Origin of the sequence: Paenibacillus sp. JNUCC32, from assembly GCF_014863545.1 — a bacterium.
Lineage (GTDB): Bacteria > Bacillota > Bacilli > Paenibacillales > Paenibacillaceae > Paenibacillus_AQ > Paenibacillus_AQ lautus_A.
Genome location: NZ_CP062260.1, coordinates 2,725,794 through 2,740,243 on the forward strand (window position 1 = coordinate 2,725,794; position 14,450 = coordinate 2,740,243).

Below are 14,450 nucleotides of genomic sequence, written 5' to 3' on the forward strand. Positions count from 1 at the left end.
TTTTAACACGATGAACTGAAAATTATCCTGTCGCTGTGAGCTACTTGTCTTCTCCGTCCTGAACGAAATTAAGCACAGCTTCGTCCACTGCCGCGGTCTGTCCAAGGTCCGGTTGATCTGACAGTTCTGCTTCGCAGCATTCGGGACTGCCGTGCAGTTCAAAAAGAACCAGCTCGTTTTCCCCTTTGCGCAGTAAAGGTCCGGGAATATATAGTGCCTTCTGCGGTCCCGCCTTCCAGTACCGGCCGAGATTAAAGCCATTGATCCAGGCGACGCCCTTCGTCCAGCCATCAAAGCGAAGAAACGTATCTGCGATCTCCTCCACCTCGAAGCATCCACGGTAAAACCCTGGCAGACCCGCGTCGCCCCACTCCGGAAGGGACGGTTCTTCTTGCCGCGCCTGCCCTTCCTGCGTAACCGGCGTATACGAGAGCGATGACAGTTTCTCCGGCTCGAGCGGCAGGGTCCGGATCGTCCAGTCGTACAAGAACTGGTTATCGATTCTCACGCCTTCCGTGATTCCCTTGGGATCGCGAATCAGCGGCCCATAATTGATCCGGCCCATATTCTCGACGAGAATATCCAGCCTCGCTCCGTCTGCGGGTACGGTAATATCCAGCGGCCTTGAATTCCAGCGTTCGACGACCCCAAGCGGACGACCGTCCAGGAATACCTGGGCGCGATCACGAACCTCCTGAATATGCAGCTGCTGTCCGTGCCGCGGTCCCTGGATAAATGTGCTGTACATGATAAAACCATAGGACTGTCCGCATTTTTCCATCGGCTGAATGCATACGCTTTTTATCGGCTCTGATAAATGCTGGAGATTGGATTCCGTAAACAGCCCGGCCGTTTCAGACAGCGCAACCTTACCGTAGGCTGCTTTTGGAACGGGCTCGGGGAAGGCACAACCCGGCGCAAACCCATGCTTGCTGAGCACCCTCCGGACCGCCTCGTATTTCTCCGTTTTATCCCCCCATTCCGTCAAAGGGGCATCATAATCGTAGCTTGTCGTCGTAGGCTCATAGGCCTGGATGTGATTCGCTCCACTGTAAAAGCCGAAATTGGTTCCCCCATGGAACATGTACATATTCATCGAGGAGCCCTTCTCCAGCATTTCATCCAGTACGCCGGCGACATCCGCGGCATCCCGCACGTGATGGTCCTCCATCCAGTGATCAAACCAGCCGTTCCAAAACTCCATCACCATCAGCGGCTCTTCCGTACGATATTCCCGGTATTTGCGGAAGGATTCTTCAACCCGGGAACCAAAATTCACAGTTGCGTGCACATCGCTAAGCGTCCCGCCGAGCAGCATTTCGTCGGTTGGCCCGTCGGAAGTAAAGAGAAGCACATCGACGCCGCGCCGCACCAGTCCTTCGCGCAAATACTCCAGATAAGCGTGATCGTTGCCGTAACTGCCGTATTCATTTTCAACCTGAACAGCCAGAATCGGCCCCCCGTGCGTGGATAGCAGCGGAACCAATTGGGGGATCAGCTCATCGTAATAATGATCCACCTTGCTCAAATAGAGCGGGTCGCTGCAGCGAAGCCGCATCTCTCCATAACCAAGCAGCCAGCCCGGCAACCCACCAAATTCCCATTCCGCACAGATGAACGGGCTGGGTCTGACGATGACGTGCAGGCCCAGTTTCCCGGCCAATTCGATAAACGATGCGACGTCCGCCATACCGCTAAAGTTATATTCCCCCTCCTGGGGTTCGTGCACATTCCATGCGATATAAGTTTCAACGGTATTAAAGCCGCAGGCCTTTAATTTTAATAGCCTGTCCTCCCAATATTCAGGGACGACACGAAAATAGTGAATCGCTCCCGATATGATCCGGTACGGCTGTCCGTCCAACAAGTATTGTCCGTTCTCCCATGTCAGCATTCCCATTCAGCTTCCCTCCACCTCATGTAAAAATCCAAGGCTTATTGCCCGCAATAATAAACCGCGATGTTTTTGATTCTCGGGCTTGCCGCCGATTTCAGTACCCGTAAACGCACCTTCAAGGCAGATACCGGAGCGAAGGCATCTATCTTCTTGTGTCCGATCGCGCTGCCGCGTGTAAGCTCAAGCCACTCTCCATCGATGAAGGCCTCCAGCACATATTGACTTACCCGTTCCCCGTGAGCAATGTCCTCCATAACAACGACATGATCGATCACGCATGCGCTAGGAAGAGACAATTCAACGACCTCGCCCGATCCCGAGCTTTCAGCCAGGGCATGACCAAACCGACGCTCAATCTCTCTGCCAAATGCCTGAAGCCGTTTTACATCGGCTTCCGGAAACAGCCCTCTATGGTCCGGAGCGACATTGAGCAGCAGGGTTGCCCCATGTCCAACCGATCGATAGTAGATATCCATTAACTGATCCACGGACAACAGCAAGTGTTCTTCGTCCGGATGCCAGAACCAGCGGTCTTTTCGAATCGGAACATCGCATTCCGCGGGCACCCAGCCCGGCGTCTCGGGCAGCCATTTCAACGATTCCTCACTGAACATGCTGCCCCGCGATGAATCGGCCGTGTTCCAGCAAGGATACGGCGCCACCCCATCCTCATTGCCGACCCAACGAATCGTGGGAGCCCCCATGTTAAAGACCATGGCACGGGGCTGATATCGTTTGACCAGTTCCATGATTCGAGGCCAGTCATATTCGCGGCCTTCCGACCCCGCGCCGTCAAACCAAATTTCCACTAACGGGCCATAGCCTGATAACAATTCTTCCAATTGTCTGCAGTAAAAGTCATCATACTGTTGCGGGTCGCCATAACTCGACTCGTGCCTGTCCCAAGGGGATACATAAATACCGAAGCCGATGCCCTCTTCCCGGCATGCATCCGCGCATTCTTTAACGACATCGCCCTGACCTTCCCTCCACGGACTCGAGGCTACGGAGTAGTCCGTCGTCGCTGTCGGCCACAGGCAAAAGCCGTCATGGTGCTTGGCCGTCAATATGAAATAACGGAATCCGGCTTCCTTCGCGGATCGGACCCACTGTTTGGCATCCAGTCGGTCCGGATTAAACAAAGACGGAGCATCCTTGCCTTCCCCCCATTCCTGGTTGCAGAACGTATTGATACCGAAATGACAGAACATCCCGAGCTCCAGGTCCTGCCAAGCTAGCTGCTCCAGCGAAGGAACAACAAGCTGGTCCTTAAGCTTTCTTGATGTGGACATAACTTCCCCTCCAACTCTCACCAGTCGTAAAAAAAGGGCTTTGGGGAAGCCCGTTAAATGGCCCCCCGAAACCCGTTTCCTACCAGGATTCTCATACCTCGTGCATTGCCCTGTTACTTGACAACGCCTTTTTCGTTAATGATTTTGGTGGCTTCATCGACCATCCATTGTTGAACCTCATCAATCGGCTCGTTGCTGAGCATGAATTTCGCAAAGCCGTCATTAATGATCTTGGTCAATTCCGATGTATCCGTCATCATGACTTTGGCTGCATCCAGATACTGGATTTCATCGCTAAACAGCGTATATTTCAACGACTCCATATCGTACTTATCCTCTTTACCGGCAACCAGCTTTGTCAACAATTCTTCGTTATTCGCTTTCTTGTAGCCAGAGAACTCGAGTCTGCTGTCCGAATCGGCTGTTGTCATGAATCTCATAAGCTTGAAGGATGCTTCCTTGTTGGTGGAATTGGCACCCAGCGCCAGCATATTGCCGCTGGTGAAGTATTTTCCTTCATACTCTTTAGGTTCCGATCCCGCAGGAGGCACAGGTACAGGAGCGAAAGCTGTTTTGAAATCATGCGGATATTGCTCGGTATTGCCCGGATCCGCTACCGTAAAGTTACCTGTAAGAATCATAGCAGCTTCTTCATTGAAAAATTCAGTACGGTAGTTCAGCTTCGCGGCAAGCACGTCACTGTAAGGTTTGGCCGACTTATCCGTCTCCTCCATATCTTTGCGGAGCTGGAAGAAGTATTTGTAGGTCGGATCTGCCAGAATGGTCGTTCCGTCCTCATATACGAACGGATCCTTCATCATGGTTTGCGCCGGAGCGTTCATATAAAGCTCCCATGTATGGAAGTAAGAACCGTAACGCTTGTCAACGCCTTCGCCCTTGGTCAGCTTTTTGGAATAGTCGCGGTAATCATCCCACGTCCAGCCGAATTTCGGAACCTCAAGTCCCGCTTCATCCAGGGCATCCTTGTTGAGCATCACATAGTTTGTGCTCTTGGTGTACTGCATGCCATAATACTTGTCCTCTAGCTTGGCATTGACAAAGTATTCGTCTTCCGGAACGAGACTTTCCTGCTCATAGAACTCGTTCAGGGGAGCAAGGGCTCCACGTGAGGCCCGTTCGAGAACTCCGCCCAAGCTTGGGAACTGAATAACATCGATCGCTTCACCGGATGAGATCAGGAAATCCAACTTTTTCAACATTTCCACGGAATCGCCGGGAACCAGAACCACATGCTCGACCTTGATATTCGGATTCTGATCCATAAATTCCTGGAGCATGGCGTCCGTACCCGCCTGTTGAGCTTCATTATCCCAGTTGTAATACTTGACGGTAACCTGCTTGTCCGTCTGACCGCTTCCACCGTTCCCGCCGGCACTCGTTTCCGACTCGGATTTCCCGCAGCCGCTTAATACCAGGGTGCTCGCCAGGATCGTGCTAAGAATGACGGATAATCTGTGTTTGCTTTTTTTCTTCATCTTACTTCCCCCTGCACAGATAAATTAGTTGTGGTGCTGTTTTCATGTTCATTATAGGCACCAGCATGGCCGATCAAGTGCACAATTTTGAGGTTCTAGGATTACATTTTTGACTTTCCGAACTTCTGAATTTTGACTTTAGACTTCTTATCAACCTTTTACCCCGCCCAAAGCAATGCCGTTTATAACCTGCTTTTGCAATGCGATGAACACAATGACCAGCGGAATGATTGCCGAGACTGACGCCATCATCATAATGGCATAGTTGTTGGTGTAGTCATCACGGAACAGCGTCATCCCCAGCGGAATCGTGTATAAGTCCTTGTCCAGCAAGAAGATGAGCGGATTCTGGTAATCGTTCCAGGTCCATATGAATTTAATAATCGCCACCGTAGCCAGCACAGGCTTGCACAGCGGAACCATAATGGAAGCAAATGTCCGCAGATGACCCGCTCCGTCAATTCTCGCCGCTTCCAAGTATTCATCGCTGATCCCGTTCATAAATTGGCGCAGCAGGAACGTAAAGTAAATCGAGAACATGCTCATGAAGATGATGGCCTCATGCGTATTGTAGAGTCCAAACCAGCGAATGAGCAGAAACCGCGGAATGAGCGTCGCCTGATCCGGAATGATCATGAACGAGAGCAAGGCCATAAAAACAAGATTCCGTCCCTTGAATCGTATCTTCGTCAGCGCATAACCTGCCATGGATGAGATAATCAGCGTGATTAGGGTCGTAATAATCGCTATTTTAAAAGAATTGAAATAGAAATCATAGAAGGGAACTCTTCCCATCCAGACCATCTTGAAATTGTACGCCAGATTCACCTTTTCCGGTATCCATTGAATCGGGAATCGCATAACATCCTTCTCATATTTAAAAGCCGCGGAAATCATCCAGATGAGCGGAACGAGAAACACAATGGACAATGCCCCCATGATAAAGGTGACTACCACTTTGGACGCGTTTTTTCGAAGCAGCTGCATGTACATTCCTCTCCCTCCTTATTCTTCATTTCTCATTTTCCAGGTGAGCGCGGTAATCAGGCCGATAATCGCGAACAGCAGCCAGGAAATGGCCGAAGCGTATCCCATATTGTAATATTGAAAGCCTTCCTCATAGATGCGGAATACAAGCACGGTAGAAGAATTGTTCGGGCCGCCTTCCGTTAAAAAGGCGATGATGTCAAACACTTTAAACGAGCCGATCAACATCGTAATTAACAGGAAGAAGGTTGTCGGACGGAGCATCGGAACCGTAATCGCAAAAAACTTTTTAATTGCACCGGCACCGTCAATATCCGCCGCTTCATAAATTTCATTCGAAATGTTCGTAAGCCCGGCCATATAGATAATGATCGTGTAGCCCAAGCCCGCCCAGGAACTGATAATCGAAATCGCCAAGAGCGACGTTTTCGGATCGACCAGCCATTTCGGCGGATTGCTGATCCCGAGATCCATCAGAAACTGGTTGATAGGACCCAGCGATGGGTGGAATAATGCGCTCCATACCGCAGCAACTGCGATAATCGAAGAGATATAAGGAATGAAAAACGCGACTTTAAAGTAACTCTTGAAGAACACGCTGTTATGAATCAAAACCGAAAGCACAAGAGCGATGGCAATCGGGATCGGCACCGTAAGAACCATATAGATCAAATTGTTTTTTATCGCTTGAATAATGGTCGGATCATGGAACATCTTGATGTAGTTATCAAATCCGGTAAACTCGATCCCCTGGACACCCGACAGCATATCCCAATCGGATAAACTCAAATACAAAGAAAATCCAAGAGCAAACACGTTTAGTAGCAGCATCCCGACGATTTCCGGGGCCAGAAACAGCCACCCGATCAAAGCCTCTTTCCGCTTGGGAGTCCAAAACTTCCGCCGGCTCTTCGGCACTGGTTGTTGTACAGCCTCCATGCAGCATCACCTCGACAATTAGTAAGTTGTCATTATAGTAATACATCCGCCATCGTCAAGAAGGAGGGATTATGACCAGCCATGTGCAAGATTTTGACCTATAATAGCCCCACAAAGTGGAGCCTATGCTTCGATGCTTATTCCAAATACTTTGCGGGGACCCCAGTACAGAAAGCCCCACAAAGTGGTGCCTAAGCTTCGATGCTTATTCCGAATACTTTGCGGGGACCCCAGAACAAAATGCCCCACAAAGTGGAGCTTATGTTTCGTTGCGCTTTGCTGAAAACTTTAAAAAGCCGCCCTTGCCGGGCGGCATGCTTCTGTATAAGTAATGGAATGCTATCGGTCCTCTTATTTACGCGCGGTGTACTTCGCTTTGTATTCGCTCGGCGTGGTTCCCACGTATTTTTTAAACACTTTTGAAAAATACGTCCTGTCCGAATAACCTAAACCCATGGCCAACGTCTCCAGATTTTGTCCGGACATTCTGAGCATTTTGGTGGCCATCTTCATTTTGTACTGATGCACGTAATCCGTGAAGGTCAGCCCCGTCATTCGTTTGAAATATCGCGAAAAATAGCTTGGATTCAAAAACAGATAGCGTGCCATGTCGATCGACGTGATGTTATCGTCAAGATGCTGATCGATATACTGCTGGATCACCTGCAGCTTCGGCTCATGAGCGTGGTTTCCCGCCCCCGATTGCCGGGTTCCCGTCATTTGGGTCAGCTTTCTCTCCACCAGTTCCATCATATCATCCAAGGTGCGGACTGCAGCAAGATAGGCGAATAGATCCTCATCGAATTTGAGACTGGACATCATCAATTCGATGCCGCGAAGCATGGAAGACAAATCCCTGGCAAAGTCTCCTGGATCAATAGACAGTTCTTTTGCTGTACCGGCGATCTTCTGAAGCGTGCAACGTATACCGTCTAGATCCTGCTTGATGAGATTTCGTTCCAGCTCGGATGCGTAGCCGTCAAGAAACCCTTGTGGCGCGGATTGGAACCACCTTGATCGGATTTGAGAAACCTCGGTTATCGTATAATCGGTATTTTCGTAAAATTCGCACCTGCCGTGCACAATTTCCTGATAGATGGAGCCGATCGAGCTTAATTCCATTTTGTCCGTGACCGCGATAACGTTCGGTTGAATTTTGAGAAAGTGGACGCATTGATATCGCAGCTGCTGCAAATAATTGTGCAGATGCAAACTGGCATTCTGTGCGAGATTCACCCTGAAGTTATGCAGAATCACAAGGTTCCCCTGTTCCATGAACGGCGTAATGCCTTCAAACGATTCCGACAATTCCATCGCGATATTATAGACTGCGTATAAAATCAGCGGCAGCTCCGTTTTTCTGAAACGCTGGTCAAAGCTGGAGAGCCGAATGCTGACCAGTCCCAGCATAAACCACGGATACGTCCAGGAGATGCCGATCTGTCCCGCATAAGCCAAAGTGGACTCGGAAGGCGAGCCGTTGATTACCCTTTGCAGCAAATCCTGCCGAAAGAGCTGGCTGTTGTAACTCGCCGCCTCGCGATGAATCAGACCGGCCCGCGTTTTTAATAAGTGCATGGATTTGCCAAGGCTCTCTTCCAGCTGCTCGGCCGTCAGCTGATCTTTGATCAAATAGTCGTCTGCTTGCAGTTTTACGGCTTGCTGGGCATAATGAAAATCTTCATGGCAGGTCAGGAAGATAATCCGAACCTCCGGCTTCATGCGAATAAAATGTTCTGCCAGCTCCATGCCGTTTTTTTGCGGCAGCCCGATATCCGTAATGACGATGTCCGGCCTCACTTCCTCAAACATAAGCAGCGCTTTCGCGCTGGAATACGTACTGCCGGCAATCTGCAGATTGTTTGCTTCCCAGTCAATCATCTGCTGCAATACCTTGAGCATGGGAACGTCATCGTCGATAAGCATTACTCTATACATCATTCTTCCTCTCCCTCCGGCAAAAACCCATGATGATGACTTAAGGGCAAGTACAACGTAACTGACATTCCGCCATGCGGAAGGTTGGCGAGCGTCAAACTCGCTTCCGGTCCGAAGGTCAATCGGAGTCTTTGGACCACGTTCATCAGACCGACTCTCTCGTAGGCTCCGTCCTGCTCTTCGCTTGGTTTCCCCAGCCTGCGGTTAAGGCATTGGAGCAGTTCTTCCTCGGCCCCTGTACCGTTGTTTGTAATCTCAATCCTGATTCCGTCCAGGCTGCTTCGGGAATGGATCTCAATGCGTGGAGTCTGATGGTCGACAAGTCCGTGTACGATGGCATTCTCAACGATAGGCTGCAAAATGAGTTTCGGCAAAATAAGTCCCTCGGTTTCCGGTTCCAGGTCGACCTCTAAACGAAGCGGGATTTCGTTGCGGATTTTCATAATGTCGACATAATGGCCCAGCAGCTTGCATTCCTCGCGTAAAGTGGCCGGCTCATTAACCTTGAGATAAGCCCGGAGCAAACTCATCAGGGAATCGATAATGCCGCTGTGAAGCGTATCCTTCGTCAAGATCAGGCTGCATTTGATCGAATTCAGCGTGTTGATCAAAAAATGGGGGCGGATTTGCATAAACAAGGCTTCGAGCTCCATCACCCGCTTCTGTTCCTGCTCCTGTTCGATATCGTGAATCAACCGCTGCAATTGATCGAGCATCGTATTCAGCGTCTGCCCCAATTCGGCGATATCATCTTTGCCCTTGACCTCCAGTCTGACATCCAGGTTTCCCATCCCGAACTGGCGTACCACGCGCTGCAGCTTGTGAATCGGACTGTGGAGCCTCTTGGCCATCAGGATGGACATCCCGGAGAACACCAGAAACAGCAGAAGAACACCGGCAAGACCGGTATAAAAAGTCCGGGAGATCTGCCCCGACCACTCTTTCTCCGAGGCCTCGTAAGCCAGCTTCCAGTTCGATTTCAATATGGTTCTATCCGTTCGGACGCTGCCCTTGGTTTCCGTATGAAGCGGAATCAGCCCGGTATGACCTGCGATGTATTCCCCGTTAGCGTCAAAGAGCGCCACCTTGCCAAAGTCGATCGTACCCAGCAGCTTGTTGAAGTACGTATCGGAAATGGCGCTGAGCAATACGGACACTTGCCTCTTCTCGCGGCTGTCATAGATCACCCTGGCTATATAATAGCTTTTTCCGTTTCCTGCCGAGTCGCCGCCGGCCATCCCAAGCCATTGCAGGGTTTCAGGTTTACTGAGATCGACGCGCTCCATCAGCTTGTCGAGGCTTCCGTTGATTGCGGTCAAATCCTCCGTGCCGGAAGAGATGACGAAGTGCTGACGGTTGACCAGGTACATGCGGACGTTATTATTCAGCGGCTTCGAATTTATCAGGGAGAACACGTCCTGTATCTGTCTGAAATGCACGTAATCCTGATAAGTAGCCAGCCGTTTGGTGTCTGCAAATGACTTCAGGATATTGCGAACGTTCGTATCGTTCACGATAAAATGGGAGGCAAACGTGACATCGTCAATCGTCTTGCTCAGCTCGTCGGTCATGACGTTCAGGACATTCTCGTTGCTGAGCTGCAGCTTCTCTACCATCGTATTTCGGATCAGAACAAATGAAATGATAGAAACCGCGATCAGCGGAATAAAGATCAGCAAAAGGAAAGACAGCTGAATGCGTTTGTAGAAGGTGAATTTGAACATTTTTCTCTGCGCCTCTCTTATGCTCTAGTCCTCTTTATTCTATCAGTCCTTTGTGCCGGCGGCATTCATTAAATGATGACAGTTGCTTGCTTATTTCTGCCTTGAAGGGTCATCAGAACAACCTCCCCGAAGATCTGCATGCCCTCCACCACATAAGAGTCATAATGACCGGACGGCGCACGGTGACTAACAACGAGAATAAACTCTTCATCCATACCCGGCAGCTGAATCCCGCATGCTTCCGCTTGCCCGTCATGAACCCGTTCGCCCGTATGGCGATAAACAGGCACTTTACGGACTCGCGGCAAGGCCGTATCGCCTGCACGATGAGGATACAGCACCTGCATGATGCTGATGCATCCTTTCCCGGTTCGGGAGTAAGCCACATTCGCATTCGGTTCCAGCAGGTTATATTCGCGGGAAATCATGCCTTCGCCGACTTCCCCACGCAGGCCGTCTGCAGTTACGGGGATAATGGACAGATTCGCCTCCCCAAGGGTGGTTGTGCGGCAAATCAAAGACTCCCCTTCCATCCGGACTTCTCCTGGCGGGTGCGTAAAATGAAAATGCTGAGTAAAGGTATGCTGCTCAAGGCAAGCCAAGCTGTCGATCAGCAGCCAAAAATAAGGCTTGATAAAGATGATCCTTCTGCGCGGATACAACGGATCACTCCCATAGAGATAGCCGTCATGCGCCCCTTCGACATAATCGAACTCCGGCTTGCTGATCCATCTGCAGCCCAGTGGCCCGGCAATCCGATCGAAAGACCAGGTATCCTTGACCCCGGTAAACCCGATCCCGTCGACGACCGTAGTATTATGGGCTGAACTCTCCTTTAAAGCTTTTCTCAGCGGTGTAAGGTCGCTATAGTTGTACCTTCCGAGATCGGTGAGCAGATCCCGGCCGTATGCATGGAGATCCATGTGCAGCATATCGGCGTGACCATGGCCACCCCCGAGCGGGCCGCAGTGAAAATAAAGGTACAGCGCATCTTCGCCCCAGCCCGTTCGCATCGTATAATGGCCGGAATGGGGGAAAGCTCGGCTTAGGGATGGCGGCTCCGCGGGCACCATCGCTTCGTAATCCCGGATGCCCGACATGCCGAACAGCCAGGCATGATCGTAATCCGGCAGAGCATATCCGCCAAAGCGCAAAACGGGATCCTCAAATAACCACGCGGCGTAGGTCAGTATGGAACGGATATCGCTGTCGTCGCTGTCTCCCAGCATCGGCTGCTTGTGGTTCGGCTTTGCCCAGTACAGGGAGGCTTCGGCCATCTCGCGTACCTTATGCCGGAATAGGCCGTCAAGCTCCAGCCCGTTGAGATTGGCGAGGTGAACGCAGTCCAGATAACAAGCCAGCACCTCATGATGGTATGTTGGCGACTGCTCCCAGTGAATGCCGTCTACCATGATCTGAAGCCGGGCCGTCTCATTCAGTCTCTCTTCCCCTAGTTCCCGCCATCGTGCCGAACTCTTAAACTCGGGGAAGTACAGTGCGATATGGTATAAACCGCACGTTTCCAGAACACCCCAGTTGCTGATATGCTTCCAGCTGGTGAAGGAAGCAGCCAGATACTCCCCGTGCTCGTGAAGCGAAATCAGGGCTTTACCGAGCAGCAGCGGAGTCAGGGATGGACTGCCGATCATGTATCGAAGTGCCTTGATCCAGTTCGCGCTGCGCAGACCGGCTTCGATTGGTCGCCATGTCAGCGTATCCGTCGTCGGCTCTTCGGGGACAGGATTCCGATCGATCCAGTCTTCGAGCTGGCGGCAAAACGCTTCCGCATACTTCTCGTCGCCCGTCATTGCATACGCTTGTCCCAGCGCCACCCAATAGCGGTGGCGATTCAGCATGTAAGCCCACTCCGCGTCTTGATCGGGAATATGGGACCAATTCACGCTTCCCTCAAATGTAACGGGAATTTGGCTCCGTTCCATATCCCACGGAAAACGGAACAGGAACGTCTGCTGTACCACTTCTTCCGCCGTCTTCATCACGGTTTCCAGTCCATCTGCGCAATATTGCTTCACGTAATCGGTGATATACTGCTTATCCTCGCCGCTCATCCACCATCCGGGTGTCCTCCGGCAGGTGAAGTATTGATGCAGTTTATACAGTAAATCGTGCCGATGACCTTGATCGTCTGCATCCTGCATCGAACCCATAGCGGGATCCTTCAGGTTCAAAATCTCCAAAACAGCATTCGCCGAAGCTTCCATGGCATCAGCGTTCATACCAGTACCCCTTGCTGCCGGTCTCCAGCCGAATTAAAGCTTCCAGATAAAAATAATCTCCCCAGATCATGAAATCATCCGGGGACAAGCCGCCCCGCACATGATAAGAGCCATGCTGCAGCAGACCCTCCGCTTCTTGGCCGATCGTGGAATAGTGGCGGACCAGTGAGGTCATGGAATCCTTCAATCCTTGTTCAAATCCGGCTCTTTCTGGATCCCCCTCCTCCAAATGTCCAATCAGTTCCAGCAAGCCCGCTGCCACGATGGCGGAAGCCGAGCTGTCGCGGTAAGTCTCTGCGGTTACGGGAGCGTTAAAGTCCCAAAGGGCGACATGATCCTCCGGTAAATGCTCTAGGAAGTATCTGGCCATTCGTTTGGAAGTATCTAGGTATGCATGATTTCCGGTGTATCGATAAGCCAGCGCGAAGCCATATACCCCCCATGCTTGTCCCCGCGTCCAGGTCGAACCGTTCGTATAGCCTTGATGCGTGGCACCGCCGATCGGCTCCCCCGTATGGGGATCGAAGAAAAAGGTATGGTATGAGCTGTCGTCTCCCCGTACGAGATAGCGCCTTGTCTTCTCCGCCTGCATGATTGCAATTTCCCGATATTGGGACTTTCCGGTTTGCTGTCCCGCCCAGAACAGCAGCGGCAGATTCATCAAACAATCGATAATGATGCGGCCGCCTTCCTGTTCGTCTCCTTCCGGACCCCACGCTTGAATATATCCTCCGCTTGGACGCCAGCGTTTCAGCAGCAGATCCGCAGCCTGAAGCGTCAACTGGCGGGCACTCTCGTCCTTCTCGACGATCCATTCCGCTTTCGAGGACAAGGAATAAAGGAACCCGATATCGTGATGATCAAGCACCTTCTTTCCTGCAAAGCGGCGGCGAAAATCTTCCACTGTTCGTTTTGCTCCCAATCTAAAGGCCTCGTCGCCTGTGTATTCATAACACAGCCAGAGCAGGCCGCTCCAGAAGCCGTTCGTCCAGTCGTCATTGTCATTCAGCAAATAAGCTCCGTCCCTGCTGACGTGGGGAAATCTTGCCCCGAAGGCATCCATGTTCTTCCGGATTTTCTCTACGGCATCTTGAATCGCATTGCTCCACATAACACCTTGCTCCCTTCAAATCGATCCTGATTACGATTCATGATAAGGAGAGTCGCCCGGTTCTAGTAGAGCCGATTTTTGCCTTGATGTGCATTATTTTGACTTTTGCAGCCTTTAGTCGGTAAAAAAGGAACCCGCCTTCCCATTCAGCTCTAATCCAACCAAAAAAACGATCCGAGGTAAACCTCGGATCGTTCGTTTTGCCCTTGAAGCGGTAAAGCGTTACGCGACGAACTTTTTCCACTTTCTGATCTTGGTTCTGAAGCTTTTGAAAGGGGCGACGGAATTGATGTGCAGCCATTTCCACATCGGCCAGTTGGCGCTGGTTACCGTCCATTTTCGAACGCCCGGACGAAACAACTCTTCCTCGGTCAACCGGTTGATCCATTCGCACCATTCATCCGTCCTCTGCTTCAGCATGCTACGCAATTCTTCCAAAGAATAGCCGTCATACGCTTGGTAGAAACGCTGATACAGCGCCCCCAATTGATTCCATTTATAGTCAGGGGCCGGCGTCGTAACTTCGATGCCGGCTCGTTCATCCCGCTCCCAGCTCATGACGAGAGACAGCCAACCAAGCTGATAGGCGATCATTTCTTGCGGCGTTCTGTCGACTTCGCCAATGCGATGATTCTTTTTATCCTCCGGGACATCATCAAATTCTTGGTCAAACAGCTTATACGTTCGTCGAATTTCAGCAATGAAAGCCTCTTTGCTCGGATACGTTTGCAACGGTACTCTCTCCTTCATCATTAACATGTACCGCTAAACAGGCACATCCAAATCATACCATGATTTGGGGTCGCACACGGTGACGAAGATCATCCCG

General features: G+C 51.0%; 10 protein-coding genes. All 10 read right to left on the bottom strand.

Annotated features, from left to right (window positions below; genetic code table 11):
* Positions 1–40: 40 nt before the first annotated feature.
* The 10 genes from JNUCC32_RS12005 to JNUCC32_RS12050 all read right to left on the bottom strand — a co-directional run bounded on the left by JNUCC32_RS12005 (position 41) and on the right by JNUCC32_RS12050 (position 14,353).
* The gene (locus JNUCC32_RS12005) at positions 41–1,900 is read right to left on the bottom strand and encodes a glycoside hydrolase family 35 protein (protein WP_192572185.1); all 1,860 of its coding nucleotides are present in this window, start codon (positions 1,898–1,900) and stop codon (positions 41–43) included.
* A gap of 35 nt (positions 1,901–1,935) precedes the next feature.
* Complete coding sequence (locus JNUCC32_RS12010) at positions 1,936–3,189, bottom strand: alpha-L-fucosidase (RefSeq protein ID WP_192572186.1); 1,254 nt, start codon at positions 3,187–3,189, stop codon at positions 1,936–1,938.
* 113 nt (positions 3,190–3,302) lie between these two features.
* A complete protein-coding gene (locus JNUCC32_RS12015; protein WP_192572187.1) occupies positions 3,303–4,685 on the bottom strand; it encodes an ABC transporter substrate-binding protein in 1,383 nt (460 codons plus the stop codon).
* Between the two features lie 150 nt (positions 4,686–4,835).
* Positions 4,836–5,672 carry a carbohydrate ABC transporter permease gene (locus JNUCC32_RS12020; RefSeq protein WP_036672869.1) on the bottom strand — a complete coding sequence of 279 codons (837 nt, stop codon included), beginning with the start codon at positions 5,670–5,672 and terminating at the stop codon, positions 4,836–4,838.
* Positions 5,673–5,690: 18 nt separating this feature from the next.
* Positions 5,691–6,611 carry a carbohydrate ABC transporter permease gene (locus JNUCC32_RS12025; RefSeq protein ID WP_096775520.1) on the bottom strand — a complete coding sequence of 307 codons (921 nt, stop codon included), beginning with the start codon at positions 6,609–6,611 and terminating at the stop codon, positions 5,691–5,693.
* Between the two features lie 351 nt (positions 6,612–6,962).
* Complete coding sequence (locus JNUCC32_RS12030; RefSeq protein WP_192572188.1) at positions 6,963–8,552, bottom strand: response regulator transcription factor; 1,590 nt, start codon at positions 8,550–8,552, stop codon at positions 6,963–6,965.
* Positions 8,549–10,273: a cache domain-containing sensor histidine kinase gene (locus JNUCC32_RS12035; RefSeq protein WP_192572189.1), complete on the bottom strand. Its 1,725-nt coding sequence runs from the start codon at positions 10,271–10,273 to the stop codon at positions 8,549–8,551. Before JNUCC32_RS12035 ends, JNUCC32_RS12030 begins: the two co-directional genes overlap by 4 nt.
* A gap of 68 nt (positions 10,274–10,341) precedes the next feature.
* Complete coding sequence (locus JNUCC32_RS12040; RefSeq protein WP_192572190.1) at positions 10,342–12,510, bottom strand: alginate lyase family protein; 2,169 nt, start codon at positions 12,508–12,510, stop codon at positions 10,342–10,344.
* A complete protein-coding gene (locus tag JNUCC32_RS12045; RefSeq protein WP_192572191.1) occupies positions 12,500–13,621 on the bottom strand; it encodes a glycoside hydrolase family 88 protein in 1,122 nt (373 codons plus the stop codon). Before JNUCC32_RS12045 ends, JNUCC32_RS12040 begins: the two co-directional genes overlap by 11 nt.
* Positions 13,622–13,843: 222 nt before the next feature.
* Positions 13,844–14,353: a ClbS/DfsB family four-helix bundle protein gene (locus JNUCC32_RS12050; RefSeq protein ID WP_192572192.1), complete on the bottom strand. Its 510-nt coding sequence runs from the start codon at positions 14,351–14,353 to the stop codon at positions 13,844–13,846.
* Positions 14,354–14,450: the final 97 nt, after the last annotated feature.

Excerpts from the sequence above, each read along its gene's own strand:
- JNUCC32_RS12005 (WP_192572185.1), bottom strand. The coding sequence starts at position 1,900 with ATGGGAATGCTGACATGGGAGAACGGACAATACTTGTTGGACGGACAG.
- JNUCC32_RS12010 (WP_192572186.1), bottom strand. The coding sequence starts at position 3,189 with ATGTCCACATCAAGAAAGCTTAAGGACCAGCTTGTTGTTCCTTCGCTG.
- JNUCC32_RS12015 (WP_192572187.1), bottom strand. The coding sequence starts at position 4,685 with ATGAAGAAAAAAAGCAAACACAGATTATCCGTCATTCTTAGCACGATC.
- JNUCC32_RS12020 (WP_036672869.1), bottom strand. The coding sequence starts at position 5,672 with ATGCAGCTGCTTCGAAAAAACGCGTCCAAAGTGGTAGTCACCTTTATC.
- JNUCC32_RS12025 (WP_096775520.1), bottom strand. The coding sequence starts at position 6,611 with ATGGAGGCTGTACAACAACCAGTGCCGAAGAGCCGGCGGAAGTTTTGG.
- JNUCC32_RS12030 (WP_192572188.1), bottom strand. The coding sequence starts at position 8,552 with ATGATGTATAGAGTAATGCTTATCGACGATGACGTTCCCATGCTCAAG.
- JNUCC32_RS12035 (WP_192572189.1), bottom strand. The coding sequence starts at position 10,273 with ATGTTCAAATTCACCTTCTACAAACGCATTCAGCTGTCTTTCCTTTTG.
- JNUCC32_RS12040 (WP_192572190.1), bottom strand. The coding sequence starts at position 12,510 with ATGAACGCTGATGCCATGGAAGCTTCGGCGAATGCTGTTTTGGAGATT.
- JNUCC32_RS12045 (WP_192572191.1), bottom strand. The coding sequence starts at position 13,621 with ATGTGGAGCAATGCGATTCAAGATGCCGTAGAGAAAATCCGGAAGAAC.